Source organism: Paenibacillus ehimensis NBRC 15659 (assembly GCF_004000785.1).
Classification (GTDB): domain Bacteria; phylum Bacillota; class Bacilli; order Paenibacillales; family NBRC-103111; genus Paenibacillus_G; species Paenibacillus_G ehimensis.
This window is the reverse complement of record NZ_BILX01000040.1, coordinates 1-25,287: the sequence shown is the minus strand read 5'-3', so window position 1 is coordinate 25,287 and position 25,287 is coordinate 1. Positions and strand designations below refer to the sequence as shown.

Below are 25,287 nucleotides of genomic sequence, written 5' to 3'. Positions count from 1 at the left end.
CCAGCATTTATGTCCAAGCCGTTCCCTCCCTTCTTGCCGTCATTACCCGCCATAATGCACCCATCGTTTGGACACGTACATTTGGAACAAGGTCAATGTCAATATGATGACAAACAGCATCACGGCCGCTGCCGCACTTTTGCCGAATGTAAACTCGACGAAAGCGAGCTGGTAGATGTGATAGACGATCGTGTAGCTTGCTTTGGCCGGTCCCCCGCCCGTCATCACGAAAGATTGGTCGAACACCTGAAACGAGCCGATCATCGACATAATCGTCGCAAAGAACGTCGTAGGCGACAGCAGCGGAAGCGTAATATGCCAAAATTGCCTTAATTTACTTGCCCCGTCGATCTGCGCAGCCTCGTAATAAGTGGAGGAAATCCCCTGCAGGCCGGCCAGAAACAGCACCATATTGCCTCCCAGCCCCCACCATATGCTGAGCATGGCAATCGAAGGAATAACCAGCTTCCGGTTCGTGAGCCAATCGGGCCCCTGAATCTCGAACCACTGCTTCAAATAAACGTTAATGATGCCGAATTCGGAATTGAGCAGCCACAGCCATACGATGGAAACCGCGATGGAGCTTGTCACGACGGGCATGTAATAAAACAACCGGTATAGGGTCTTGCCGCGTACCTTGTTCAAAGCGACCGCAATCAGAATCGCCAGCAGGATGCCCAAGGGTACGACCAGAATCGTGTACCACGCCGAATTCGCCAGCGCCAGCTTGAAATCCGGATGGTTCAGCTGTCCTGCGAAATTATCCAATCCGATAAATCGCTTCTCGCCAAAGCCGTCCCATTTCATCATGCTCAAGACGAAGGCGGAAACGAGCGGAATAAAGGCAAAGACGAGAAGGCCGAGCATCTGGGGCAAAATAAAAGCAACCCCCCAAATGCCCTCGGTTAACCGCTTGTTCATATTCGATCAGCCCTTCCCATGATCACTTGCCGGCCTTGAAGTCGGCAATCTTTTGATTCGCCTTCACACCGAGCGCCTTCATCGTTTCCTCCAGCTTGCCGTCCTTCAGCCACAGCGCTTCCATCTCGTCCTTGATCACTTGGCTTAGTCCCGGCACACCCGCTTCGGCGGGGGTAAGCGCATAACCTACGCTGCGTGCGTCAAGGAAATATTTCGCGTGCTCCGGCAGGTTGCCTTCCATGACGACCTCGTCGGCGCCCTCGACAGACGGTACGGCGTTGCCTCCTCCTTGCAGGCGGTAAATCTGCCCTTCCTTGGAGACGAACTCGCTGATGAATTGGTACGCTTCCTTGGCGTATTTCGTATTTTTGTTCATCACCATATAAGCGGTCGCAACGCCTGCCGGTTCGATTTTTTTCCCGGTGTTGGTAGGGAAAGGAACGATATCGAACTCCAAATCTTTATTTTGCTTGAAGATTGGAAGATACCAACGGCCTGCGGAGACGAAGCCGACCTGATTGGACATGAACATCGCATCCCCGCCTTGTCCTTTGGGAAGCGTTCCGGCAAACGTGATGTTTTTCGCCTGAACGTTGTCATACAAATATTTGAACGCCTCGAACGCTTTCGGGTCTTTGTCCGCCACGAATTCGCCCTTCTCGTTATACATCGTCCCTCCGTTGCTGCTCACAAAGCTGTAATAGCGTCCCCAATCGTTATCGAGCACGAATCCATGCTTTCCGTTGGCGCGAAGCTTTTCCAGCATCGCTTTGAATGAATTCCAATTCCATTGACCTTTTTCATACAAGTCCGCAGGCATCTCGGCGATTCCCGCATCCTTCAGCAGCTTTTTGTTGTACCACAGTATAAACGGATTACAGTCGACGGGAACGCCGTATATTTTATCGTTCCTTTTGGCTGCGCCCCATAAGCCTTGGAAGAAATCGCTCTCCTTGATTTTGCTGTCCGCGCCTTGGTTCATGTACGGAGTCAATTCAGCGATCGTCTGATTCTCGATCAGCTTGACGATCGTGCCGTCTCCGGCATAAAACACGTCGGGAGCGGTTCCTCCGCTGAGCTGCGTCAATATTTTTTGCTCGTAGTCACTTGGAACTGGAATTAACTCAAATTCGACATTCGGATGCTTGGCGTTAAACTCTTTGGTAAATTCCTGAAACCGTCCGAGCTCGCCGGGATTGCCCCAGGTCGACCATTTCAGCTTGATTTTTTCGCCCGGCTTAGGCTCGGCGCTGCTCCCGTCGCCCGGCGAAGCTCCGCTGCTGCAAGCCGCCAAAAGAAGCGGCATGCATGAAATGACGCCCGCGAGCAAGGCAAGTGAAAACTGTTGAACCCTCGTTTTCATATCGTTCATCCTTTCCGCATGTTTATGTACACGCTTTCATTATAGGCAGCAGCATGTATGAACGATACCGCTTTTATTCCGAAAAGGTGTTGTCTATTCCGAAGTTTCCTCCCCTCCGCTCCCTGAATTCGGCCGGCGACATTTTCATCGTTTTCTTGAATACCTTGCTGAAATATTTGACATCGTTGAACCCCGACATTTCCGCAACCTCGTACACCTTCAATGCCGTCGTTTGCAAGAGCACGCTGGATCGTTTCAAACGAAGATGGATCAAATAATCGATAAAGTTTTGCCCGGTCACCCGCTTGAACATTTCGCTGAAATAATTTTTGCTGACCGCAACATGGTCGGCTACATCCTGAAGACTGATCGCTTTCGTAAAATTGCTTTTCATGTAGTCGATCGCTTTCTCAATAATTCTGCGGTGAAATCCGTATTCTTCCTCCATTTCGTCCTCGGACATCCACACCGTTTCAAAAGCGGACCATAGGAAGGCGCGCATTTCTTCCACCGATTCCATCATCCGCACCGCTTCCGTCTGCTCGATCGGCACGAGCCCGTAGCCCTTGCTCAGATGAAATAAGGAAAGAAGCTCCTGCGCTTCCCGCATCACTTCCGCAGGGGTGCGGTACTCGCAGGTCCAATAACGAAGAATTCGCTCCACATAAAGGGCCGCCTTGTCCCTGAAGCCTTCGCGCATCGTTTCCTTCAACGCGTTCCTGCATCCTTCCGCATCCTCGGGAAGCGGTTTTCTAAGCGGAGCGCCGGAGTAAAAGCTCACGCTCCCCGGACCGAAGTAGAAGCGCAGTCTGGCCGTTTCCTCTCCCTCACGGTATGCCCTTTTCAGTAAACCGCACCCTTGGGCTCTGCTGCTGATTCCCATCGTAAAGCCGTAGCCTTTCTGCTTCAGAACAGTCTGAAACGATTCGATCGACTGCCGGAACGCTTCTTGGTCTCCCTGATCCGGAACGGCCAATACGAGCTTGTCCGCACAGACGCGAAATGCGACGCCCTGCCCTCGATGCTCATAATAGCTTGCTTGCACTTCATCGAGCATAATTTCAATAAATACGCCACCCTCTTCCGCGCGAAGCTTCGCTGCTCCGTCCAACAGGCAGACGACAACACGGTATCTCTCCTCAAGCCAGCCGAGCTCCGTACGCAAGTCGGAAGGGAGCTCCTCGCCGCCCAGCAGCTTGACCAGCGCCTTTTCCGTTTCGATTCGTTTCCCGCTCAGCTCCTGACGAAGATAAAGCTCCTCTTTTTTGCGTTCCAGCGAAATTTGTTCTTTTAATTTGTCCAACACGCTTTTGAGATCGGCCGTTTCCAGCGTCGGCTTCAACAAATAATCGGATGCGCCCAGCCGGATGCCTTGTCTGACATATTCAAAATCGTTATGGCAGCTGAGAAGCACGACCTTGATCAAAGGATTCTTCTCCCGGGCCGCACGCATCAGCTCCAGCCCGTCCATCACGGGCATGGCAATATCGGTAATGAGAATGTCGACTTCGTTGCGTTCGATCCATAGCATCGCCCTTTTTCCGTTAGACGCTTCGCCCACTAGCCGCAATCCGTTGGATTCCCAGTCAAACGTCGTTCTGAGTCCGATCCGCGCTATAGGCTCGTCATCAACCAGCAGCACTCTGAACATGCGAATCTCCCCTTCGAATTGGTATATGAATACGAACGAATGTTCCTTTCCCAACCTCGCTTTGGACCCGCAGTCCGTATCCGGCTCCGAAATACAGCTGCAGCGTCTGGTGGACGTGAAACAGTCCGATTCTCGTCATTCCATTCATCCTCGTGCTGCTTGTTCCGCTTAACAAATGAGGCAGCTTTGTCTCTTCGATTCCGATACCGTCATCTTGAATGACAATAACCGCATCGTCCCCTTCCCGGTTAACCGTCACCCGGATCATCCCCTCCTCTTCCTTCGGCGCAATGCCGTGAAAAATTGCATTCTCGACGATCGGCTGAAGCAGCATTCTCGGGATCGATATCTCGCTCAGCTCCGGAGGGCAATGAATCTCGAGCATGATTTTGTTGTCGTAACGGTATTGCTGAATGATCATATACTTGCGCAGCAAGTCGAAGTCTTCTCCCAGCTTGACGAACGAGCCGTTGCGTTCCAGGCTGGCCTCCAGCAGCGGCACCAGCGTCGATATCGCGTCGGCGACATCGTCCGTCCGCTGAAGCCGGGCCATCCAGCGGATGGAATTCAGCGTATTATACAGAAAATGCGGATTGATCTGATAGCGCATGGCGCGTATTTCGGCTTTCTTCTTCTCGTTCTCTTCTTCGGCGATCCGTTCGACGAGAACGCCGATTTGCCGGATCATCTTGTTGAAGCTGCGGCTGAGCTGCCCGATTTCATTTCTTCCGGTCAGTTTGGAGCGAACCGTCAGATCGCCCGCTTCCCCCTGCTTCATCAGCTTGCTTAAATAGACGAGAGGCCGTCCTATCTTGTAAGCGACATAGTATCCCATCACGACTGCAACCAGTACGGAAGCCAAGGCGATCCAGACCGTCAGCTCGCGGATGGCGATGGAATCGGCGATCAGCTCCCGGATGGGAATAATGCCGGCGACCCTCCAGCCGTTGTCCAAAGTGCCCGGAATGACCAGCGTCTCCGTTCCGTTCATCTCCATGACGCCCGTCCGGTTTGGCAGCTCTAAATTGGATATTTCACCATAATTCTCTTTTTGGGGATGATAAACAAACTGATTGTTCGGGTCCGTGACATACGTAAAGCCGGTTTGGCCGAATTGAATGCCGTCCAACGCCTCCATCAGCACACTCCCTCTTACTTCGATGAACAGGACGCCGAACGTTTTGCCGGAATCGACATCCTTGACCGCCCGCCCCAGGCCGAAAACCGGTATCCCCATATCCGTTCCTTTCAAATACGATCTGTCATTCAGTCCGAACCATACCGCAGTCCCGTTAGCCTCGATAGTCTTCCGGTACCATTCCGTTTCCCACGGATCGATGACGCCTTGAAAGCCTGAGCTCGCAATGGAATTTTGCTTGTTCACGTCCAAAATAAAAATATCCATGATCTCCGGGGAATTCGTAATGAGGGAGATGACGAGGTCCTTTGCGTCGTTGTTCAGCTTCGCATTTTCATACGGGGTAGCCGCATTTTTTCCTTGCAAGGCGTCTTGAATCAGCTTGCTGCCGATCAGCCTCATCGACGTATTGTCAAGTCCCTTGACAATAAAATTCAATTTATCGCTCACTTGCCTGATGGTCAACGAAGCAACATTGCTGACTTGCTCTTCGATCATTTTGGTTGACTTTTCATACGATAAATACCCTCCAATCAGCACCGGCACGATGATGCTGACGAAAAACAATACAAACAGCCGGACGGCAATCGAATGTAAGCGCTTGTAGAGCAGGCCGAGAACATTGGTCCAAACGGAGCTTTTGCCGTTCTTCATAAAACCCCCTCCATTTCACATCATAAAATCAGTATTCGGTGCAGCGGGATGATTTCCTGCTCTCCGCTAAAACAATGCGACACCGCGTTAATGCGGTTATTCGGCATTGACATGGGTTTAGCTGCAAATAAAAAAGAAACCCGGGCCCCATGGCATAGGTTTCTTCGGGGCAACTTTTCCCAAGCTACGGTTGTTTCCGCTTATGGGGCAAGCGGATTGGACGAATCCGGCTCCTTCATGTAAACAGGATGAATCATCTTCAATAGGAAGAGGACATCGGCCCGGTCGAACTTGCCGTCCCCGGTCACGTCCGTTTGAGCGCGGATCGCTTTCGCAGCCGATTCCAGATCGGTGACGACCGGCAAAGGAGGTCTCACCCGGTCGATCAAGATGGTGTATAATGCCGTATTTCCGTTCTCAGCCGTCACTTGCAGCCCAACTGGAAGCCTTTGTCCCAAAATGAGCGATTTTACATGCAGCATGCCGCCGCTCCATTCAACGTTGGCTTGCTGATTTTTGAGCGCGAGCTGTGCCTTCGGATCGTCCGGAACGATCTGCAAGCTTACGGCATCCGTTTCGGGACCTACGGTCAACAGATACGTGTCAGCCGCGACCAGTACAAGCGGAGCCGAATTGTAGGTCACGGAACGAAGAGCCGTATTGCCGGATGGCACCGCAGGGCCGGATTGCCGGGTGACCTCCACGTTGAAGCTGCTTGTCAAGCGCCCCCCGATTTTCGCGACAACGGGGAAGGATCTCGTCTGATTCTCGACCAGCCCGGATACCGTAATCGTCCGTCCGTAAACGTCGTAGGTGACCCCCGTCACCGTGCCTGGGACATAAAACGTCGCATTCGGGTCGTACAACGTTACGCCAAGCTGCACCTGAGTCACGCTCCCCGGCACGCTAAGCGAGTACGTCCGGGTTTCCGGTTTGTAGGACAAAGGAGTGCTGTTGTACGAAATACTCATCTCGTGCAAGGTGATTTCATACGGCTGCCCGTCCGTACCCGAGCCACCCGTTAGCACGACTCCTTCCTTTAGAGCGATCACCGGCAGCGCCGAACGCGTGCCATTGTCCTCCTGATCCCGGTCATCGAACCATACTTCACCTTCGGCGCTGACAACCAACGGATACGCTTTGTTCGCTTGAGAATGGATCAGCGGATTGATCAGCCAGTGATCGGACAGCTGCTTGGGATCTACAATTCTTGATAGTCTGGCAAACTGGTCTTTGGTCAGCAGTCCGACGTTGGCGTTAACGGTAAACGAACCCTTTTCCACAAGTTGATAGTCCACAAAGTCATAAGTCTTGATATCGAACGGCGATGCGGCAATCCATCGCTTCGTTTCGCCCAGGCTATCATAAAAATCCCGGTTCAAATACTTGGCTACGGAGCCTTCCGCGGCCGGATCGAAGCGATAGCCCGGATTGTCGGCAGTAAATATATTGCTTTTATTGGCATTGTCCCAATATAGGCTGGCGACCTGTGTCCCCGGCTTCAAAACCATGCTCCGGCTCGAAGGATCGATCATCATCCAGTGCTTTCCGGCGTAGGAAACGGTATCGCCAACGGACAACCGCGTTAGAGAATCGCCCGCGGCAGGCTGCCTCACAACCGTAATTTCATAAGGAACCGCGGCACCGGTAAACGAATCGGCCACCTCGAACGTTATCCTGCTTTGTCCCACGGGCAGCTGCCCAATCGAAAGCCGGTTTCCGGAATAAACCGCAGCTACACCTGAAGGGGCCGCGGAAACTTTCTCTACGGTCATTCCGGAATGGCTCAGCACCATATCGAGGGTCACAGCGTTCATTTCGCGCGGAAGCCGAAGGCTGTAGGCCCCCATGCCTGCTTTTTGGACGGGAATCCCGTTCGTTGCGGTCAACGACTTGACTGGAGACAAATCGATTTCGAGCGGGACCGCGCTGTATACCGGAGCAGCCGTCTTCCCTGTTCCGAGCTGGCCGCGGCGGTTATCCCCCAGGCCGTACAGCTTATTTTCGCTTGAGAGGATATAGGTGGCTTTCGCTCCGCCGACAATACCGTCGACCTGCTCTCCGAAGTATATGCTCAAACCTTGCCTTGCTTCCGTGCCGGAACCCCCAGTCCCCGGCAGCGGAACCGCAACCGGATTGGCAACGCTGGCACGGTCGGGACGGCCGGCCTGCCCGAAATCGTTAAGTCCTGTCACGTACAGCGTGCGCGGAGCCGTGTCTCCGTCCCCGCGAATGAGCAGCGTATGATCGCCGCCGGCCGCCGCGCCCCCCGCGTCTCCGATCGGATGGCCGCTCTCCGTCGTCATGCGGCTGGCGTAGCTTCGATGGCCTATGGTCGGGCCGATCCCCAGCTGCCCGTGCTCGTTGCTGCCCCAAGCGTAGACGCTCTGTCCTTCGCCCTTGGCAACCGAATGCTCATTCCCCGCCGAAATGCTGTAAACGTTCGTCAGCATGTCGCCCAACGTTTCCGACCGGACGACCTCCACCGGCAAGAGCTTGTCGGTCGTCGTGTTGTCGCCGAGCTGTCCTTTGTTGTTGCGGCCCCAGGCCAGCACGGTATGATCCGTCGACCGGGCCAAGCTATGGTAAGCGCCTAAAGCGATCTCTTTCATCGCCGTGAGCTCCCCTGTGCCTTCCGGATTTTTCACAAAAACCGGAAATCCGCTTGCCTCCCGATCCCCGTTCCCCAATTGCCCGTATGTATTGTCGCCCCAAGCCGCTACTTTTCCGTCGCCGAACAGCAAGGCAGCGTGATCGTACCCGGCGGCCAGAGCCGCTACCGGTTCCGCGTCCAACTCATAGCCCGCGCCAAGCATGACATTGCCGGGAACGGTTCTTCCGTTCGTCGTCCCGTCGCCAAGCTGGTGCTTGTTGTTGCTTCCCCAGGACTTCACTCGCTTGATCCCTTCTTCCATTGTCAGCACCAGCGTAAATGCGCTCTTGGCGCCTTCCGTCGGGTTGCCGCCGGCAGCGGCCGCCGAGGCGTCCATGATCCCCGGTACCTGCCTCGGATACGGCTGATCCGCTCCCCCGGTATCGTAGCCGAGCTGCCCGAAATCGTTCGCCCCCCACGTCCATACGGTTCCGTCCTCCCGTACCGCAACGGTATGCGAATAAGAGGAAGATACGGAAACGAACATCGTATTCGACCCGTCCTGACCGTACGCCGGGCTTCGTCCCGGAAGCGGCAGCAGCAGACTGAGGCAGACGGTTATTGCGATTATCCAAAGCATTCCTTTTCGCCGGAAGTCGACCCGGTCGACAACATCCACTTGTGCTTCACTCCTTCTGCATAAAACAAAGATTTCACTATGAATCTATAAACTTTATTTTACCTTATTTTACTGTCGCTGTGGCGAATATTGCCATAATTTTAGAAACCGGTTCCGCTGTCCGCACGTATTCGAAAAGCCTTAAGAAACGGCCGGTTTTAGGCCGAAAACAGTTGCCAAAACTAGTGATATTGGCTATGATGAAGAAGAAAATATTTTTCATCGTTTTGATCCTTATGAAGAAAATGATTTACAAAATCTTTGCAAAACAGGTGATCTGATGTCCGGTATTCTGCAAGCCTTACGGGAACAACAGCACCACATGAATCCGAAGGAGCAAATTCTCGCGCAATTTATTTTGGAGCATGCCCACGAGGCCGTTCATTTGAGCATTACGGAGCTGGCCGGACGCTCGGGAACGAGCATTGCGACGGTGTCCCGCTTTTGCCGCAGCCTGCTGTTCAAGGGCTACGGGGATTTCCGCATGAAGCTGGCTGCCGAGCTCGTCCAGCCTGTTCCGGCGAAGCCTTCCTACCAGGACATTGTCGCGGGCAACACGCTTCACAGCATCGCCCAGGCGATCGAAACGAACCACCTGCGCTCGATCTCGGATACGACGCGGCAGCTCGACCTCACGGAGGTCCAGCGGGCGGTGGATGCGCTGCACGACGCCCGGCGCATCGATCTGTACGGGATGGCGACCTCGGGAATGGTCGCGTACGATTGCCAGCAAAAGCTGGTGCGCATCGGCAAAATGGCGCAGCATTGGTCGGATTCCCACATGCAAATTACGTCGGCAACGAGTCTCGGCGAGGGCGATGTGGCGTTCGCTTTCTCGTATTCCGGCGAAACCCCCGAAACGCTCGACGCCCTCCTGTGCGCCAAGGAGCGGGGAGCCACGACGATTTCGCTGACCAAGTTCGGGGCCAACCGGATTTCGCAGCTTGCGGATATCCGGCTGTACGCCTCCTCGCTCGAGGAAGGAATGCGCCGCGGCGATATGGCTTCGCGGATCGCTCAGCTGCACGTGGTGGACATCTTGTTTACCGCGCTGCTCAGCCTGCACTTTGACGATTATGTTCCGCTTCTGGAGCAGTCGTTTCAAGAAGTGAAAAAATACCGCAAAGAAAAAGGGAGATGAGCCATGAACATTTTAACTTTCCGCACGCAAGAAGAATTGAACAAAGCCGGCGCCGGCATCATTACCGGTCTGCTGCAAACGAATCCGAGAGCCGTGCTCGGGCTTGCGACAGGCAGCACGCCGATCGGCATTTACCGGGAACTGGTCGAGACGCACCGGCAAGGGCTGGTCAGCTTCGCCAAAGCGACGGCGTTCAATCTTGACGAATATGTCGGACTCGAGCCGGGGCATCCGGCCAGCTACTACACGTTCATGCAGGAGCACCTGCTCGGTCTCGTCGACATTCCCCCGCAGCAATGCCATATTCCAAGCGGAATCGCGCCGGATCTGCAGGCGGAATGCGCCCGCTACGACAGCCTGCTGGAGCAGTACGGGCAGATCGACCTGCAGCTGCTCGGTCTCGGCCATAACGGGCACATCGGCTTCAACGAGCCGGACGCTACGCTTGAAGGAGGCACGCATCTCGTGGAGCTGAAAGAATCGACCCGCTCTGCGAATGCGCGGTTTTTCGACAAGCCGGAGCAGGTGCCGACGCACGCGCTGACGATGGGTGTCGGAACGATTTTGAAAGCGAAAATGATTCTGCTCGTCGTCCGCGGCGCGGATAAAGCGGAAATCGTACAGCGGGCGCTGCAAGGCCCGATCACGACGGATTGCCCGGCCTCGCTGCTGCAGACGCACCCGCACGTCGTCGTATTGTTGGATTCCGAAGCAGGAGGTTTGCTAAAATGAGTCGCGCAGCATGGGATACGTTAATCGTTAACGCCAAAGTCGTCACACCCGATGCGGTGATTGCGGCCGGGTACGCCGCAGTCAAGGACGGTAAAATTGAAGCGCTCGGCCCGATGGCCGAGCTGAACGAAACGCTGGCCGAAACGGCCGGCACGAAAATCGACGCCCGCGGAAGCTGGCTGCTGCCCGGATTCATCGATGTGCATGTGCACGGCGGGTACGGCAGCGACTTCATGGACGCCACGATCGAATCGCTTGAGAATATTACCCGGTTTCACTCCAGCCACGGGACGACCACGATGCTGGCGACCACGGTAACCGGCTCCCCCGAAGCGATCGGCCAGGTGCTGGAAAGCGTCAAAGCGTACCGGGAAAAAGGGATGCCGTACGCGCAGTTGGCCGGCGTGCATCTGGAAGGACCGTTTATCAGTCCGAAATGGCCTGGCGCGCAAAATCCGAACTTTATCGTCACGCCGAAGCTCGAATGGGTGAAGGAATGGACCAGCCGCTATCCGGGCCTGATTCGCCTCGTTACGCTTGCTCCGGAGACCGAAGGAGCTCTGCCGGTGATTGCCTTCCTCGCCGGACAAGGCATCGTCGTCGCCTGCGGCCATACGGATTCGACCTATGCGCAAATCGGCGAAGCGGTCAAGCATGGGCTGAGCCATGCCGTGCATACGTTTAACGCCATGAAAGGGCTGCACCACCGCGAGCCTGGCGTCGTCGGCGCCGTGCTGACCGAGGACAAGATCTGCGCCGAGGTCATCGCCGACGGACACCACGTCCATCCGGCCTGCATCCGGCTGCTGACCCAAACGAAGCGCAGCGACAATCTGCTGCTCATCACCGACGCCATGTCCGCCGCGGGTCTCGGGGACGGCGATTTTGAACTCGGCGGGCTTGCCGTCGTCGTGAAGGACGGCGTCGCAAGGCTCCGCGACGGCGACAGCCTCGCAGGCAGCACACTGACGATGATGGGCGCTTTCCGCTATGTGGTGGGCACGGTCGGAGTCAGCGTCGAGGAAGCCAGCCGGCTGGCCAGCTGGAACCCGGCGAAGCAGCTCGGGCTGCTCGGGGAAACCGGCAGTATCGAGACCGGCAAGCAGGCGGATCTGCTGCTCGTCACGCCGGAGCTTGACCTCGAACGCGTCTGGGTGCGAGGAAGAGAATTGCCTAACTAATCGCGCGACAAAAAAAACCGGCTGCTTCCGTTTTCTCAAGCGGAACAGCCGGATTGTTTTTTTTTCGGAAATCTCGCTTATTGCGCCATAAACTGCTGCGTCACGATGTAGAAGCGGAGCTTGTTCAAGTCTTTGGCCGAGATGCTGTGAATTTCGGCGCCATAGCGGATCGTTTTTTCTTGAATATGGGCATACCGGACCACGACCTTCGGATGAATCGTTTCTTCGTCGCACATGATCATCGTATCGTACACATGGTTCATTTTGACGGAGAAATCGTTAATTTCAAACCCGAACCCGAGGCGGCTGATCCGGCAAAAACGAACCGCCATTGTCCGGAAATCGTCGATCAGCGTGCCGTACGTGTTCAGCCTGAAGCTGGGAAACGCCAAGTTTTCGTCGCGGTACATATCGTCCAGTACGGCGTCGGGTCTCGCTTCTATATTGAAAATTTCCGAATCCGCCGGCACTAAAATCAGCTTGGATTTGGAAACCTGCAGCACGCGCATTTGCACTCTCTTCTGAAAATCAAAGCAGATAACGGATTCCCCGCCCGTAAAGGAAGACGGCTCCGTGCAGGAAACCTCCATTAAATCCGAGCCTTCATAGGACACTTGCCCCTGGTAAACTTTCCCCTGATGAAGCAGCTGCATGTCTTTCATACCAATCACCTCCGCTTGATATCTCTACTATAGCTCCGAATAATTATGAAAGTTTCAGCTAAATATTAGGAGATTATTAGATTTGATGTCGATTGATGTCGTTTTATGTACTATTTAAACATATATTAGGAAATGCGGAGAGAATCGTTAGCTGAGCTGATCATGGGGGATTCAAAGGGTTACGGTGTGCCAAAAAGCCCCCCGGCTGGCGGAGGGCTCGATTCTTGCTGCTATTAATGCTCCATATGATCTTCCGGCTGGGCGGCTTTGACGGTCAGACCGCCGTCGACCATCAGCAGATGGCCGTTAACCTGCATCGCTTCCTCGGAAGCCAGGAATACGACCGCATCCCCGATCTGGCGGGCGGTGCCCAGACGCTTCATCGGATTCGCTTCGATTTCTTTGGCCCGGATGGCTTCGTCGGCCAAATAGTCCGTGCACATGTCGGTATCGACCGTGCTCGGGCCGACCGCATTGACGTTGATGTTGTACTTGCCCAGCTCGATGGCCATCCCTTTCGTCAGCATATTCGCCGCCGCTTTGGACGACTGGTAATGCGGAATGACCGGACTCGTGACGACAAGGCTGGCGGTCGACAAGACGTTAACGATTTTGCCGTAGCGCTTTTCGATCATCGACTTCGCCGCAAGCTGCGAACAGAGGAAAATGGACTTCACGTTCGTATTGTACGTCCGGTCCCACGTCTCCTCCGTACATTTCAAGAACGGCTCGAACGGCGCGATTCCGGCGTTGTTGACGAGAATATCCACATCGCCCAGCTGCTCCCGCACCTGCCGGAACATCTCTTCCACCTGCTGCTTGCTGCCCACGTCCGCTTGAACGACCATCGCTTTGACTCCGTGCGCTTCCGCCTGCTTTTTCACGTTCTCCGCCAATGGGCGCGAACGCTCGGAAGTGAAGTTAATGGCGACATGCGCGCCTTCCTCCGCCAAGCGAATGGCAATGGCTTCCCCAATGCCCCGGCTGGCCCCGGTGACGAGCGCAACCCGCCCTGCCAATCTTCCCATAAATCGTTGCCTCCTTCGTTGTTTCGTCAGCTTATAAGCTCGGTCCGATCCGGTTGATGCTAAATTCGGTATGGCCCAAAATTTCCGCCTTCGTCAGCTTGCCGTTCGCAACCGCTTGAATTTCTTCCCAGACGATCTGCCCCGCCGCCTCCAGGCTGAGCGTGCCTTCCAGCATATCGCTGACATCGACGTCCATGTTGTCCGACATTCTCTCGAACATCCGTTTGTTACCGGTAATTTTGATGACCGGAACGACGGCCGAGCCGGTAGGCGTTCCCCGTCCTGTCGTAAAGCAGACGAGATGCGCACCGCCCGCCGCCATCCCGGAGACGCATTCGATGTCGTTGCCCGGCGAATCCATAAAATAGAGCCCGTGCTTCGGAATGTCCTCTGCGTACTCGATGACGCCTTTGATGGGAGCGGTGCCGCACTTGCTGATGCAGCCGAGCGATTTTTCTTCGATCGTCGTCAGTCCCCCGGCAATATTGCCCGGGCTCGGGTTACCGCCCCGCATGTCGGCGCCCATCCGCTCGACTTCCTTCTCGAAGCGGTCGACGATATGATACAGCTTCTCCGAGATGTCAGGCGCGGCGCAGCGCGAAGCGAGCACATGCTCCGCCCCGATAATTTCCGTCGTTTCCCCGATCACGACGCCGCCGCCCTGCTGAATGAGCGAATCGGCAGCCGCACCGAGCGCCGGATTGGAAGCGAGCCCCGAGGTGGCATCCGAGCCGCCGCATTTGACCCCGATGATCAGATCGCTGAAGGGCACCGGCTCGGGCTTCATTTCATCAAGCTGGGCGCGCATTTTCCGCGCAATTTCCACCCCGTGCTGGATCGCTTTGACGGAACCGCCGACCGATTGAATGTCGAATACTTCGACCGGCTTGCCCGTCGTACGGATCGCGTCGGCCAGCGCATGCGGGTCGACGACTTCGCAGCCGAGGCTGATGATGATGACGCCGCCGACGTTCGGATTGCGGCCGGTTCCCGCCAGCACGTCGAAGGTGCGATCTTTGTCCGCGCCGATCTGGCTGCAGCCGTGCTGGTGGGGAATCGCTACCGTATCCGGAACCATTTGGTTGATCCGGGTGCACACTTGGTTGGCGCAAATGACGGTCGGGATAATAAGCAAATGATTGCGGATGCCCACGTCGCCGTTCGGTCTTCTATAGCCCATCATGTGATTCATGAGTATTCGTTCTCCCTTCGCTTCTCACGCTTTCGCCTGGTCTCCGCGACCGCGGATACCTTCGACGTTATGCACGTGAACATGCTGCCCTGCAAGGATCGGGGCCGTCGTCCGTCCGATCACTTCGCCGTACTTGCGGATATCCGTCCCGGCCGGGATGTCTTGAATCGCAATTTTATGTCCGAACGGGACGTCGTTCAGCAGCGTCACTTCCCGGACTTGCTCCTGGACCCGGTACGTGATCCGCTGTCCCTGCTTCAACTCTTTGATCGCCGTCGCCACATGGTCGCGCGGGTCCATCACGAGCGCATCCGCGCCTGCAATAATCGGTCCTGCCATCCGTCGTTCCTCCTTTTGTCCGCTGCCGTTACGCTTGCTCGTTAACCATACGGTTCGTCAGCGAGCCCAGCTTCTCGATCTCGATCGTCACGATGTCACCGTCTTTCAGGTAAACCTGCTTATCTTCGGGATATCCGAGCACGACACCCTCCGGGGTTCCGGTCAAAATCACGTCGCCAGGAACAAGCGTCATATGCTGCGAAATGTAGCTGACGATTTCGTCGCAGTGGAAGATCATGTCCGATGTATTGGAGTTCTGGCGCACCTCGCCGTTCACGATGCAGCGGATGGAAAGGTTGTTCGGATCGCCGACTTCATCGGCCGTTACCAGATAAGGCCCAAGCGGGCTGAAGCCGTCGCACGACTTGCCGAGCAGCCATTGCTGGGTGCGCATCTGCAGGTCGCGGGCGGACAAATCGTTCACGTTGCAGTAGCCGAACACGTGATCCAGCGCCGATTCTTTGGATACATACTTGGCTTTCTTGCCGATCACGATGACCAGCTCCGCCTCGTAATCCACCTTGCTCGTCACGCTGACCGGCAGCGGCACGTCCTGTCCGTGCCCCGTCAACGTATTGTTGAATTTGTTGAACAGGATCGGGTACTGCGGAATCGGCGCGTTCGTTTCTTCCGCATGCTTGCGGTAGTTCAGCCCGACGCAGATGATTTTGTTCGGATGCGGAACGCACGGGCCGTAAGTGAGCCCCGCTTCGTCCAGCACATACGCCTCGCTGCCGGCTGCCGCCAGCGCTTGGTCCACGTAAGCTTGCAGCGCCGTAACGGCGAAAGGTCCGCCTTCGATCGCTTCATGCACCGTCTGCGGCACTTCTGCGTTGCCGGCAGGGACCGCTGCAAGCGCTTTGGCGATATGTACGACGCCGCGATCGGTCTTGACGCCGAGCCGCTCCTGTCCCTCTTCGATAAAAGTAAGCAATTTCATATCCGAATATGCCTCCTTGGCTGAATATAGGCTTGGCTTGATTATGCGTTTTTGCCGAAGACGACGCCCCCGTCGATATAAAGCGGGGAGCCCATCATAAATTTGGATTCGTCCGATGCGAGGAACAAGGCCGCTTGCGCCACATCGTCCGGGCGTCCCAGATCGCCGCTCAGCTGGCGTTTTTTAAGTGATTCGTAAGCCTCCTCCGGATTGTCGTAGGAGTTCCGCAAATAATTTTCCACGAACGGCGTCAGGATCGTGCCCGGCAGCAGTGCGTTCACGCGGATGTTATAAGGCGCGTAATCGACCTGCATCGATTTGGTCAGCGCCAGCACGGCTCCTTTGGTTGCAGAATACGATGCTCTGCGCGCGAGGCCGATTTCGGCGATGCAGGAAGACATGTTAATGATCGAGCCTTCCTTACGCTGCATCATATGCGGCAGGACGTACTTGCAGGGCAGAAACGTGCCGCGGATATTGACCGTCATGACGCGGTCCCACGCCTCGGGCTCCACTTCGTGGATCGCCCCCACGCCGCTGATGCCGGCATTGTTAAACAGCACGTCGATCCGGCCGTACTTGGCAATGACGATGTCCACCAGCGCTTGAACGGACTCGGGGTTCGTCACGTCGGCTTGCACGAACAGCGCGTTCCCGCCGGCCCGGCGTATTTCCTCGGCCGTTTCCTGACCCTTATCCTCCGCCAAATCGTTGACGACGACCGTCGCGCCTTCGCGGGCGAACAGCTGCGCCGTGCTTTTCCCGATGCCCGAGCCGGACCCGGTAATGAGCGTTACCTTATTGTGCAATCTCACGGGGTTCACATCCTTCGGTTAAGTGGTGGTTTGATACTGCGACAGCCTTTCGGCGAGCGCGCATATTTCGTTCCGGGCCAGGTCCCGCTTCGCCTCCCATTCGTGCTGGAACATGGAGCAGCTGATCGCTGCGACGACCTTTCCGTTGCCGGAACGAACCGGAGCGGCCACACAGCAGAACCCCATGACCGCTTCCTGCAAATCATAGGCGTAGCCGTTCGTCCGCACGTCCTCGAGTTGGCGAATCAGGTCGGAACGCTTCTGCAGCGTGTGCGGCGTCAGACTCGGATCGAGCGTTTCCGAAGCATACAGCGTCCCGAAGTCGGGCTCGTCGACCCATGCCAGCATCGCCTTGCCCAGCGCCGTTGCGTGAGCGGGAAATTTGATCCCGGGCTCCGACGATAGGCGCACCGGGGAAGGCATCTCTTCCTTTGCCAAATAAAGCACCTCGTTCCGTTCCAGCTTCGCCAGCTGAATCGTCTCTTTGAGGACATGCTTGGTGACGGAGGCTTCCTTGCGGAACCGGTCGATCAAGCTGAATTGCTTGAAAAAAGCGTTTCCAATGTAGCCCAGCTTGGACCCGAGCGAATACGTCGCATCATCCTCCCGTACAACCCAATCCAGCGCTTCCATCGTGGCAAGCAGGGAAAACATCGAGCTTTTGTTGATCCCGAGCCGCTTCGACAGGTCGATCAGCTTCAGGCCGGAAGGCTGCTCCGAGATCGCTTGAAGCACAAGGTCGGATTTTTCGAGGGCAGGTACCCAATATTTCTTGTCCATGCTTCCTCCAAATACAGTTGGTTTTGTATAATAAACCACAGTTTTATATAATTGACTCTTTCATAGTACCACCGCGCTTTCCAAGGTGTCAATCGGAATTTAGCCCTTCGGGCAGCGGGGTGAAAGCGTTTATACCGTTTTTTTCTCTTGTGCCGCTACCGGTCCGGCTATATAATGTCACCTGAAAATAAAATCGTTGTCGTAGAAACATTACTGGAGTGTGAGGAAATGATTCGCCGTTTTTTCAGCTATTATGCGCCATATAAGAAGCTGTTCGTGCTCGACTTCTCCTGCGCCGTGCTGGCGGCGCTGCTGGAGCTCTGCTTTCCGCTGGCGGTCAAGCTGATCGTCGACAAGCTGCTGCCCGGCAAGGATTGGGGGCTGATCGTCGCGGCGTGCGCCGGTCTTCTGGCGCTGTATTTTGTCAGCACGGGATTGCAATATATCGTGACCTATTGGGGCCACCGGCTCGGCATCAACATCGAATTCGACATGCGCCGGCAGCTGTTCGGCCATATCCAGAAGCTGTCGTTCCGCTTCTTCGACAACAACAAAACGGGCCATCTCATGTCGCGCATGACGAACGATCTGTTCGAAATCGGCGAAATGGCCCACCACGGCCCGGAGGACGTGTTTATCGCGATCATGACGCTCTGTGGCGCGTTCACGATGATGCTGTTCATCAACTGGAAGCTGGCCTGCCTCACCTTCCTGATCGTCCCGCTGCTCATTTGGCTCGTGGTCGTTTGCAATATGAAGCTCGTCAAGGCATCCAAACGGATGTTTTCGGATATCGCCGACGTGAACGCGCAGGTGGAGGACAGCGTAACCGGCATCCGCGTCGTACAGACGTTCACGAACGAGGAGCACGAGATGGACAAATTCATGGTGAGCAATAGCAACTTCCGGGAGGCGAAGCTCCGCTCGTATAAAATCATCGCGGTCAGCTCGTCCGGCATGTACCTGCTGATGCGGCTGATCTCGCTGTTCGTGCTGATCTGCGGCGCGTGGTTCGTCGTTCAAGGAGAGCTGTCTTACGGGGATTTTGTCGGCTTTTTGCTGCTGATCAACATTTTCTTCAAGCCGATCGAGAAGATCAACGCGTTCCTGGAAAGCTATCCGAAAGGGATCGCCGGATTCAAACGATTTATCGAAATTATGGATACGGAGCCGGACGTCGCCGATGCCCCGGATGCCGTGAAGGTTGACCGGGTACGCGGAGATATCCGCTTCGAGAAGGTGACGTTCGGATACGAGGATCACGCCAAGGTGCTGAAAAATATCGACCTTTCGATTCAGGCCGGGGAAACCGTCGCCTTCGTCGGACCGTCCGGCGCGGGCAAAACGACGCTGTGCAGCCTGCTGCCCCGCTTCTACGAAATCGAATCCGGCAGCATCGCCATCGACGGCTTGGACATCCGGAAGATGAAGCTTTCGTCGCTCCGGCAGCATATCGGCATCGTGCAGCAGGACGTGTTTCTATTCTCCGGCACGCTGCGCGACAATATCGCTTACGGCAAGCTGAACGCGACGGATGCGGAAATCTGGGACGCCGCCCGCCGGGCGAAGCTGGAGGACTTCATCCTCTCGCTGCCGCTCGGCCTGCAGACGCCCGTCGGCGAACGCGGCGTGAAGCTGTCCGGCGGTCAAAAGCAGCGGCTCGCCATCGCGCGGATGTTCCTGAAAAATCCCCCGATCCTGATTCTCGACGAAGCGACTTCGGCGCTCGACACCGAGACGGAAGCGGCCATCCAGCAATCGCTCGCCGAGTTGTCCGTCGGCCGCACGACGCTTGTCATCGCCCACCGGCTCGCCACGATCCGCAGCGCCGACCGCATTGTCGTCGTTACCGAGGAAGGAGTTTCCGAGCAGGGACGCCATGACGAGCTCGTAGCTTCAGGGGGCGTGTACAGCCGGCTGCATCAAGCGCAGTTCGGATCGTAGACTGTGAACGAAAAAGAACCGTCCACGCCAAAGCGAGGACGGTTGAGCTTGTTGAGCTTTGCAACACCGATGGGGTATATCCCTCCAGCCGCTGCCCTCCCCCGGAAAGTGAAGTAACACTTGGAAGCTTATTCCGATTACTTTCCGGGGACCCCCTATCTACCCGTGAATTGGATTAGAATTCTCGGAATTTCCACAGGTTTCAAAGGCGGACGTAAACTCTTACGGGAATAACTTCACTAAGTCAACAGTATGACGCTTAATGGGAGCTTGACGCAGACGGACGTTCCGTCTTTTCCCCGCTCGTGACGCTGCCGTTGTACATGTTTCCGGCCGGGTAACGCGTATTGCCGGAGGCGCTGGCGGTCGTACCGCTGGCCGCGTTCACGACATAGGCGGTCGTGTTGTCCAAATAGACCGTATTGTTCGTGAACGAGGCGTTTTGTCCCCAGCCGGCCGCCCGCTGATGAACCTGAAACGCATCCTTGATGCTGCTGTTGCCGTTGCGGTAGCCGGTATTGTTGCGGATCACGTCGTTATTCCCTTTCACATCGATGAAGCTGTCCGCAGCGTTGGCGCCGCTCATCCCGGTTCCGTCGAACGTGTTGTTCTCGACAAGCGTCCCGGCAGAGCCTTCCTTAATGTCGATATGCTCGGCAGCAACATTCGGCCCCAGGGTGTTGTTCGCAATCGTGTTATAGTTCGTCGCCGCGTTAAAGGTGCCCCACTTTCCTTTGTCGGACCCGACGTATATCGCCTCTCCGTACTGAGGGTTTACGGTGCCGATATCGTGAACATACGAGTTGCGGATCGTATTATAGGAGCTGCCGTCCCGGTAATGCACGCCCTCTTCCCCGATCTGGTACACCTCGGCCCCGTCAATCAGCGTGTAATTCGCATGATCGAGCATGATTCCTTTCTTGGCGTTTGTCACTTTCAGATCCTTGATTACCCAATGGTCGCCTGTCACGTGCAGCGCATAGCCGCTCCCCGTACCGCCGCCGTTCAGCTCGGCTTTGTTGGAAGCGCTGGCGCTTTGCAGCGTAATCTTGCCGGTTGAGGAGCCGTTGGCGGCAGCTACGAAGTTGCCGTTGAACGTCACGCCCGCCGCTAAAGTAATAACGTCTCCCGGCGACGCATTAGCGAGGGCATTTTTCAAGCAAGCAGCCGTACTGCAGGTGACGGAGGCGGCCATCGACGAAGCGGGAAACGAGAGCAGCACCGAGCCAAGCGTCAAAACGGTCGATATGCAGGAAAGACGGGAACGCCAACTTTTTTTCATCACATCATGCCTCCTGATCTGTTATTTTGACAACGGTTACAACATTGACATTATCAAACATCCTTGGTTTATGCTTGTAGAATCCATAGAATGGCTTGGAATTTTTCCGGAATTCATCCAGCGGATACAAAAAATCTCCGGGTCTTGAGGAAATTTTACGAAATTTGGATGTGTTATTGCAAAGAGTAATGAAGTTTTTTAGAAAAGTTGTCCTTTTTCTATGGCCCTTATCCGTTATACGGTTTGGAAACACAAATATCAGACAAGACGGTCGTCGATCCGTCTTTGGAAAAGGGTGGACAAGCATTGAAGAGAATTCGTAAAGGTTTAACGGCAGGGTTGGCTCTGGCTGTGCTGCTGACGGGCTGTACTTCCGGCGGGGCCGGAGACAAGCCTTCCAAAACGCTCAAGGAGCTTGGTAAAGACGAGAAAGCCAGCATTAAAGTCGTCTACTGGGACAAAAATTATTTCTTCCAAAAGTACGGCAACTTGTTCTCGGCGAAATTTCCGAACATTGACGTGCAGGTCGTTTCCATGCAGGGAATGTTCCGCAACCCCAACAAGGATATGAACAAGGAATTCCAAAAGCTCATCGACGACGAAAAGCCGGATGTGCTTATGTTCCAATCGTCCGATCTGTTTGAGAGATGGGCGAATGACGGGAAGCTGTACCAGCTTGACGATGTCATTCGACAGGATAAGTTTGACGTGGAGAACATTTTGCCAAGCGTCATCGAGCAGATTAAAGCGAAAGGCAACGGCAATATCTACGGCTTGGCCCCGTTCTTTTACAGTCAGGCTCTATTCTATAACAAAGACTTGTTCGAAAAATACGGCGTGCCGCTGCCGAAAAATAAAATGAGCTGGGACGAGGTGCTGGACCTCGCCAAGCGGTTCCCTAAGGACGGACAAGGAGACAACCGGATTTACGGATTTGCCTCTTCCGGGGCATTCCTCGACAAAAAGCGCATCAGCTTAGACTTGATGAGCAGCATCGGGTGGACCAGCGGCTTATCGTACGTCGACGCCGGTAAAGGAACGGTTACGCTTCAATCGGAAGGCTGGAAAAATGCACTTGTAACTGCGATGGAAGCTTTGAAATCAGGCGCGGTGTATACCGGCACTGACAACAAACCCGCTCCGAATAAAACGGTGCTTATGGACGATGGCCGGAGCCTGTTCGCCGCCGGAAAAGTCGCGATGACGCTGGACGGCTCCTACGCCATGCCAAACCTTCAAAACGCCAGGAACCTTCCGGAAGACCCGCCTGTGAATTGGGATATCGTCACCGTACCGGTCAATCCCAAAAATCCGGACGTGTCCAACGCCGTATCGCTTTCGGACCTTTTCGCCGTTAACGTCGATTCTTCCAATCCAAGAGCCGCCTGGGAGCTCGTCAAGTTTATTAACAGCGACGAGATGGCCAAATTGCAGGCCAAATCCGAAGACGGCTCGCTGCTCTCGCGAACGGCCTACGTGAAGGAACGGAACGGCCGCAGTTTGGAGCCTTTCTATATGCTGAATAGCAATGAAGACATGCTGATGAAAGGCATGGACACCATACCGTTCGGGTTTAATCAACCCTTCAATGAAATGGCCGGTACGGAACTCCTGGCAGTTATCGAGGGCACAAAATCGGTGGACGAAGCGCTCAAAACCATGCAGGAAAAAGGGCAAGAAATTTATATCAAGGCCAAGCGGGAACAGGATGCCAACAATGCGAAGGAAAACTGAGAAGTGAAGCCTGCCGAACCGGCAGTAACAGAAGGCATCCCAAGGCGGTGGGGTCACGGACATTCCTGGACTCCGCCGCCCTTTTTTACAGAGGTTAAGGTTGAATAGGCTGCTTGCCGGAAATGAGATAAATCCACTTTCCGTCGGGATTGCTTCCCCTACCGAGGTACCGCTCCAAAGGCCCGGGGCGAGCTTATGCTCCGCAACGAAGGCAAGTGCCGCGGCGGACGACCCTATCAGGAAATATCGTTTCAGCGAAATAACCCCCTTGGGAGTGCGCCTCTAAACGATATTGACGCTGTGCTCTGCCATATGTTCATGCTGCCAAGCAGGAGACCGTTTTTTAGCTAAAATTGACGGAGCGGATGGAGATTTGACAATCGAAGCGCCGGCGGACGCCCATCACGAATCGGTCGAACGGCTGCGTGCCGAGCAGATGGAGGCGCGTGGGAGCTGGAAGCCTATTTCCGGCGGGTGATCGAGCTTCGACGGAGCGATCCGCAGGACGACCTCATTTCCCAGATCGTTTATGCCGAGGTGAACGGGGAAAAATTGACCCTTAATCAAATCGTGGAGTTTTGCATCCTGCTGCTCATTGCCGGGAACGAGACGACAACGAATTTGCTCGGCAATTTCGTACGGCTGCTTACCGAACGCAACGAGCTGCAGCCTGCGATTTGCGGAAACGCCGAACGTTTAAATACGATGATCGAAGAAACGCCGCGGTTTTATTCCCCTGTTCAAGCGGTCCTGAGGTTTGTGAAGCAGGATACCGAGTTTCAGGGCTGCCACTTGAAAAAGGACGATGTCCTGGTTCTCTGGCTGGCTTCGGCCAATCATCCATCTGGCGTAAGGCGCCTCACTTGCCCCGATTCCGAACTCTTTCTTTTTCGGACGCCAAGCGCTACCGATCGAATTCGACCCCGAGAACGGATTGTAAAAAAATTATAAAGAAAATTTTAGAAAAAAAATGAATTCTTTTCTGCCTTTCATCCGTCTATTAGAGTGGGATGAAGAAATAATTGGAAAAGACGGCGCGGCAAGGTAATATGCTGTCTTTCGGAAAAGGTGGAGAAAAAGCAATGAAACGAAGTCGTATTGGGCTCACGGCCGGATTGGCTGTAGCTGTGCTGATTGCGGGATGTAATTCCGGGGGAGGAGACAAACCGTCCAAGACGCTTAAGGAGCTCGGCAAAGACGAGAAAGCAAGCATCAAGGTCGTATTCTGGGACAAAGGTTACTTCTTCCAGCAGTACGGCAACTTGTTCTCGGCAAAATTTCCGAATATTGACGTGCAAGTCGTTTCCACGCAAGGCATCTACGGCAGCGGCAAGGATCCGAACGAGGAATTCCAGAAGCTTATTGACGAAGAAAAACCGGATGTGCTTTTGTTCGATTCGCCGGATCTGTTCGAGAAGTGGGCCAACGACGGCAAGCTGTACCAGCTCGACGACGTCATTCGTCAGGACAAGTTCGATATCGAAAATATTTTGCCGAGCGTCGTGGAGCAAATCAAAGCGAAAGGCAACGGCAATATTTACGGGTTGACCCCTTCCTTCTACGGTCAGGCGCTATTTTATAATAAGGATTTATTCGAGAAGCACGGCGTCCCGCTGCCGAAAAACAAGATGACCTGGAACGAAGTGCTGGACCTCGCCAAGCGGTTCCCGAAGGACGGACAAGGGGACAACCGGATCTATGGCTTTGCCCAGAACGCATCGTTTGCTTTCTCCGATAAGAAGCAAGTTGCTTATCAAATGATGAACGCTATCGGAGGGACCAGCGGATTATCCTTCGTCGACCCGGACAAAGGAGCGGTCACAATCCAATCGGACGGCTGGAAAGAAGCGCTTCTTACGACAGTGGAAGCTTTAAAATCGGGGGCGGTGTTTGCCGGCAGCGACGAAAAATTCGATCCGAATAAGCCGATGACGATGGAAGACCATATGAAGAAAGATTTGTTCGCCACCGGAAGACTTGCTATGACGGTTGAAGGTTCTTATATGATTAACAGCCTTCAACGCGCCAAGGAAACGATGAAAGACGTAACGCCTGTCAACTGGGATATCGTTACCGTACCGGTCGATCCGAAAAACCCGGAAGTTTCGAACTCCGTCTCCCTTTCCGGGCTGTTCGCCGTCAATGCCAACTCGTCCAATCCGAGAGCGGCTTGGGAGCTCGTCAAGTATATCAACAGCGAGGAAATGGCCAGATTGCTATCCAAGTCCGAAGACGGGGCGATGCTTTCCCGAACGGCCTATGCCAAAGAACGCGAGGGCCGCAGTATGGAGCCGTTCTATATGCTGAAAATGAGTGAGAACAGCCTTTACAAAAACTACAACAAAATCCCGATGGGATTTTATCAACCGTTCAACGAGCTGGCCGGAAACGAAATCCAGTCCGTCATCGAAGGCAAGAAATCGGTGGACGACGCGCTCAAGACGATGCAGGAAAAAGGGCAGGAAGCTTATATTAAAGCCAAGCAGGAGCAGGATGCCAAGAATGCGAAGGAAGGCAA

The 25,287-nt window shown here is 54.9% G+C and carries 20 protein-coding genes; 7 read left to right on the top strand and 13 right to left on the bottom strand.

Annotation, left to right across the window (positions count from 1 at the left end; translation table 11 throughout):
* Positions 1 to 42: 42 nt before the first annotated feature.
* From PEH01S_RS21350 to PEH01S_RS21330, 5 genes are all read right to left on the bottom strand, one after another.
* The gene (locus PEH01S_RS21350; RefSeq protein ID WP_025852748.1) at positions 43 to 921 is read right to left on the bottom strand and encodes a carbohydrate ABC transporter permease; all 879 of its coding nucleotides are present in this window, start codon (positions 919 to 921) and stop codon (positions 43 to 45) included.
* 22 nt (positions 922 to 943) lie between these two features.
* Positions 944 to 2,284, bottom strand: a complete 1,341-nt coding sequence (locus PEH01S_RS21345; RefSeq protein WP_025852749.1) for an ABC transporter substrate-binding protein — start codon at positions 2,282 to 2,284, stop codon at positions 944 to 946.
* A gap of 73 nt (positions 2,285 to 2,357) precedes the next feature.
* The gene (locus PEH01S_RS21340; RefSeq protein ID WP_127487886.1) at positions 2,358 to 3,935 is read right to left on the bottom strand and encodes a response regulator; all 1,578 of its coding nucleotides are present in this window, start codon (positions 3,933 to 3,935) and stop codon (positions 2,358 to 2,360) included.
* A complete protein-coding gene (locus PEH01S_RS21335) occupies positions 3,913 to 5,727 on the bottom strand; it encodes a cache domain-containing sensor histidine kinase (protein WP_127487884.1) in 1,815 nt (604 codons plus the stop codon). The genes PEH01S_RS21340 and PEH01S_RS21335 overlap by 23 nt, the downstream gene beginning before the upstream one ends.
* Before the next feature lie 200 nt (positions 5,728 to 5,927).
* Positions 5,928 to 8,999 (bottom strand): RCC1 domain-containing protein, encoded by a 3,072-nt coding sequence (locus PEH01S_RS21330; protein ID WP_127487882.1) that lies wholly within the window; start codon positions 8,997 to 8,999, stop codon positions 5,928 to 5,930.
* A 280-nt stretch (positions 9,000 to 9,279) separates the two neighbouring features.
* Between PEH01S_RS21330 and PEH01S_RS21325 the strand changes: the two genes are divergently transcribed.
* Genes PEH01S_RS21325 through nagA form a run of 3 tightly spaced genes read left to right on the top strand, consistent with a single transcriptional unit; the run spans position 9,280 to position 12,053 of the window.
* A complete protein-coding gene (locus PEH01S_RS21325; RefSeq protein ID WP_025852756.1) occupies positions 9,280 to 10,140 on the top strand; it encodes a MurR/RpiR family transcriptional regulator in 861 nt (286 codons plus the stop codon).
* A 3-nt stretch (positions 10,141 to 10,143) separates the two neighbouring features.
* Positions 10,144 to 10,872 carry a glucosamine-6-phosphate deaminase gene (nagB, locus tag PEH01S_RS21320; protein ID WP_127487879.1) on the top strand — a complete coding sequence of 243 codons (729 nt, stop codon included), beginning with the start codon at positions 10,144 to 10,146 and terminating at the stop codon, positions 10,870 to 10,872.
* Complete coding sequence (nagA, locus tag PEH01S_RS21315; protein ID WP_127487877.1) at positions 10,869 to 12,053, top strand: N-acetylglucosamine-6-phosphate deacetylase; 1,185 nt, start codon at positions 10,869 to 10,871, stop codon at positions 12,051 to 12,053. The genes nagB and nagA overlap by 4 nt, the downstream gene beginning before the upstream one ends.
* A gap of 77 nt (positions 12,054 to 12,130) precedes the next feature.
* Here the strand turns inward: nagA and PEH01S_RS21310 are convergent, their stop codons facing one another.
* From PEH01S_RS21310 to PEH01S_RS21280, 7 genes are all read right to left on the bottom strand, one after another.
* Complete coding sequence (locus tag PEH01S_RS21310) at positions 12,131 to 12,715, bottom strand: hypothetical protein (RefSeq protein WP_025852759.1); 585 nt, start codon at positions 12,713 to 12,715, stop codon at positions 12,131 to 12,133.
* Positions 12,716 to 12,948: 233 nt separating this feature from the next.
* Positions 12,949 to 13,743, bottom strand: coding sequence for an SDR family NAD(P)-dependent oxidoreductase (locus PEH01S_RS21305; protein WP_127487875.1), 795 nt, complete (start codon positions 13,741 to 13,743; stop codon positions 12,949 to 12,951).
* A gap of 31 nt (positions 13,744 to 13,774) precedes the next feature.
* On the bottom strand, positions 13,775 to 14,935 hold the full coding sequence (locus tag PEH01S_RS21300) for a UxaA family hydrolase (RefSeq protein WP_025852762.1): 1,161 nt from the start codon (positions 14,933 to 14,935) through the stop codon (positions 13,775 to 13,777).
* 24 nt (positions 14,936 to 14,959) lie between these two features.
* Positions 14,960 to 15,274 (bottom strand): UxaA family hydrolase, encoded by a 315-nt coding sequence (locus PEH01S_RS21295; RefSeq protein WP_025852763.1) that lies wholly within the window; start codon positions 15,272 to 15,274, stop codon positions 14,960 to 14,962.
* A 28-nt stretch (positions 15,275 to 15,302) separates the two neighbouring features.
* Positions 15,303 to 16,214: a fumarylacetoacetate hydrolase family protein gene (locus PEH01S_RS21290; RefSeq protein WP_127487873.1), complete on the bottom strand. Its 912-nt coding sequence runs from the start codon at positions 16,212 to 16,214 to the stop codon at positions 15,303 to 15,305.
* Positions 16,215 to 16,255: 41 nt separating this feature from the next.
* Positions 16,256 to 17,029, bottom strand: coding sequence for an SDR family NAD(P)-dependent oxidoreductase (locus PEH01S_RS21285; RefSeq protein ID WP_127487871.1), 774 nt, complete (start codon positions 17,027 to 17,029; stop codon positions 16,256 to 16,258).
* 18 nt (positions 17,030 to 17,047) lie between these two features.
* Entirely contained in the window at positions 17,048 to 17,809 is a 762-nt protein-coding gene (locus PEH01S_RS21280; protein WP_025852767.1) for an IclR family transcriptional regulator, read from the bottom strand.
* 228 nt (positions 17,810 to 18,037) lie between these two features.
* On the opposite strand from PEH01S_RS21280, the gene PEH01S_RS21275 reads away from it, so the two are divergent.
* Complete coding sequence (locus tag PEH01S_RS21275; RefSeq protein ID WP_025852768.1) at positions 18,038 to 19,753, top strand: ABC transporter ATP-binding protein; 1,716 nt, start codon at positions 18,038 to 18,040, stop codon at positions 19,751 to 19,753.
* A gap of 259 nt (positions 19,754 to 20,012) precedes the next feature.
* On the opposite strand, the gene PEH01S_RS21270 is transcribed toward PEH01S_RS21275, so the two are convergent.
* Entirely contained in the window at positions 20,013 to 21,035 is a 1,023-nt protein-coding gene (locus PEH01S_RS21270) for a right-handed parallel beta-helix repeat-containing protein (RefSeq protein WP_127487869.1), read from the bottom strand.
* 306 nt (positions 21,036 to 21,341) lie between these two features.
* Here PEH01S_RS21270 and PEH01S_RS21265 point away from each other — a divergent pair, with 306 nt between their 5' ends.
* The 3 genes from PEH01S_RS21265 to PEH01S_RS21255 all read left to right on the top strand — a co-directional run.
* Positions 21,342 to 22,769 carry an ABC transporter substrate-binding protein gene (locus PEH01S_RS21265; RefSeq protein WP_127487867.1) on the top strand — a complete coding sequence of 476 codons (1,428 nt, stop codon included), beginning with the start codon at positions 21,342 to 21,344 and terminating at the stop codon, positions 22,767 to 22,769.
* A 474-nt stretch (positions 22,770 to 23,243) separates the two neighbouring features.
* A complete protein-coding gene (locus PEH01S_RS21260; protein ID WP_127487865.1) occupies positions 23,244 to 23,720 on the top strand; it encodes a cytochrome P450 in 477 nt (158 codons plus the stop codon).
* A 131-nt stretch (positions 23,721 to 23,851) separates the two neighbouring features.
* A partial coding sequence (locus PEH01S_RS21255; RefSeq protein ID WP_127487863.1) for an ABC transporter substrate-binding protein occupies positions 23,852 to 25,287 on the top strand: 1,436 nt, incomplete at its 3' end.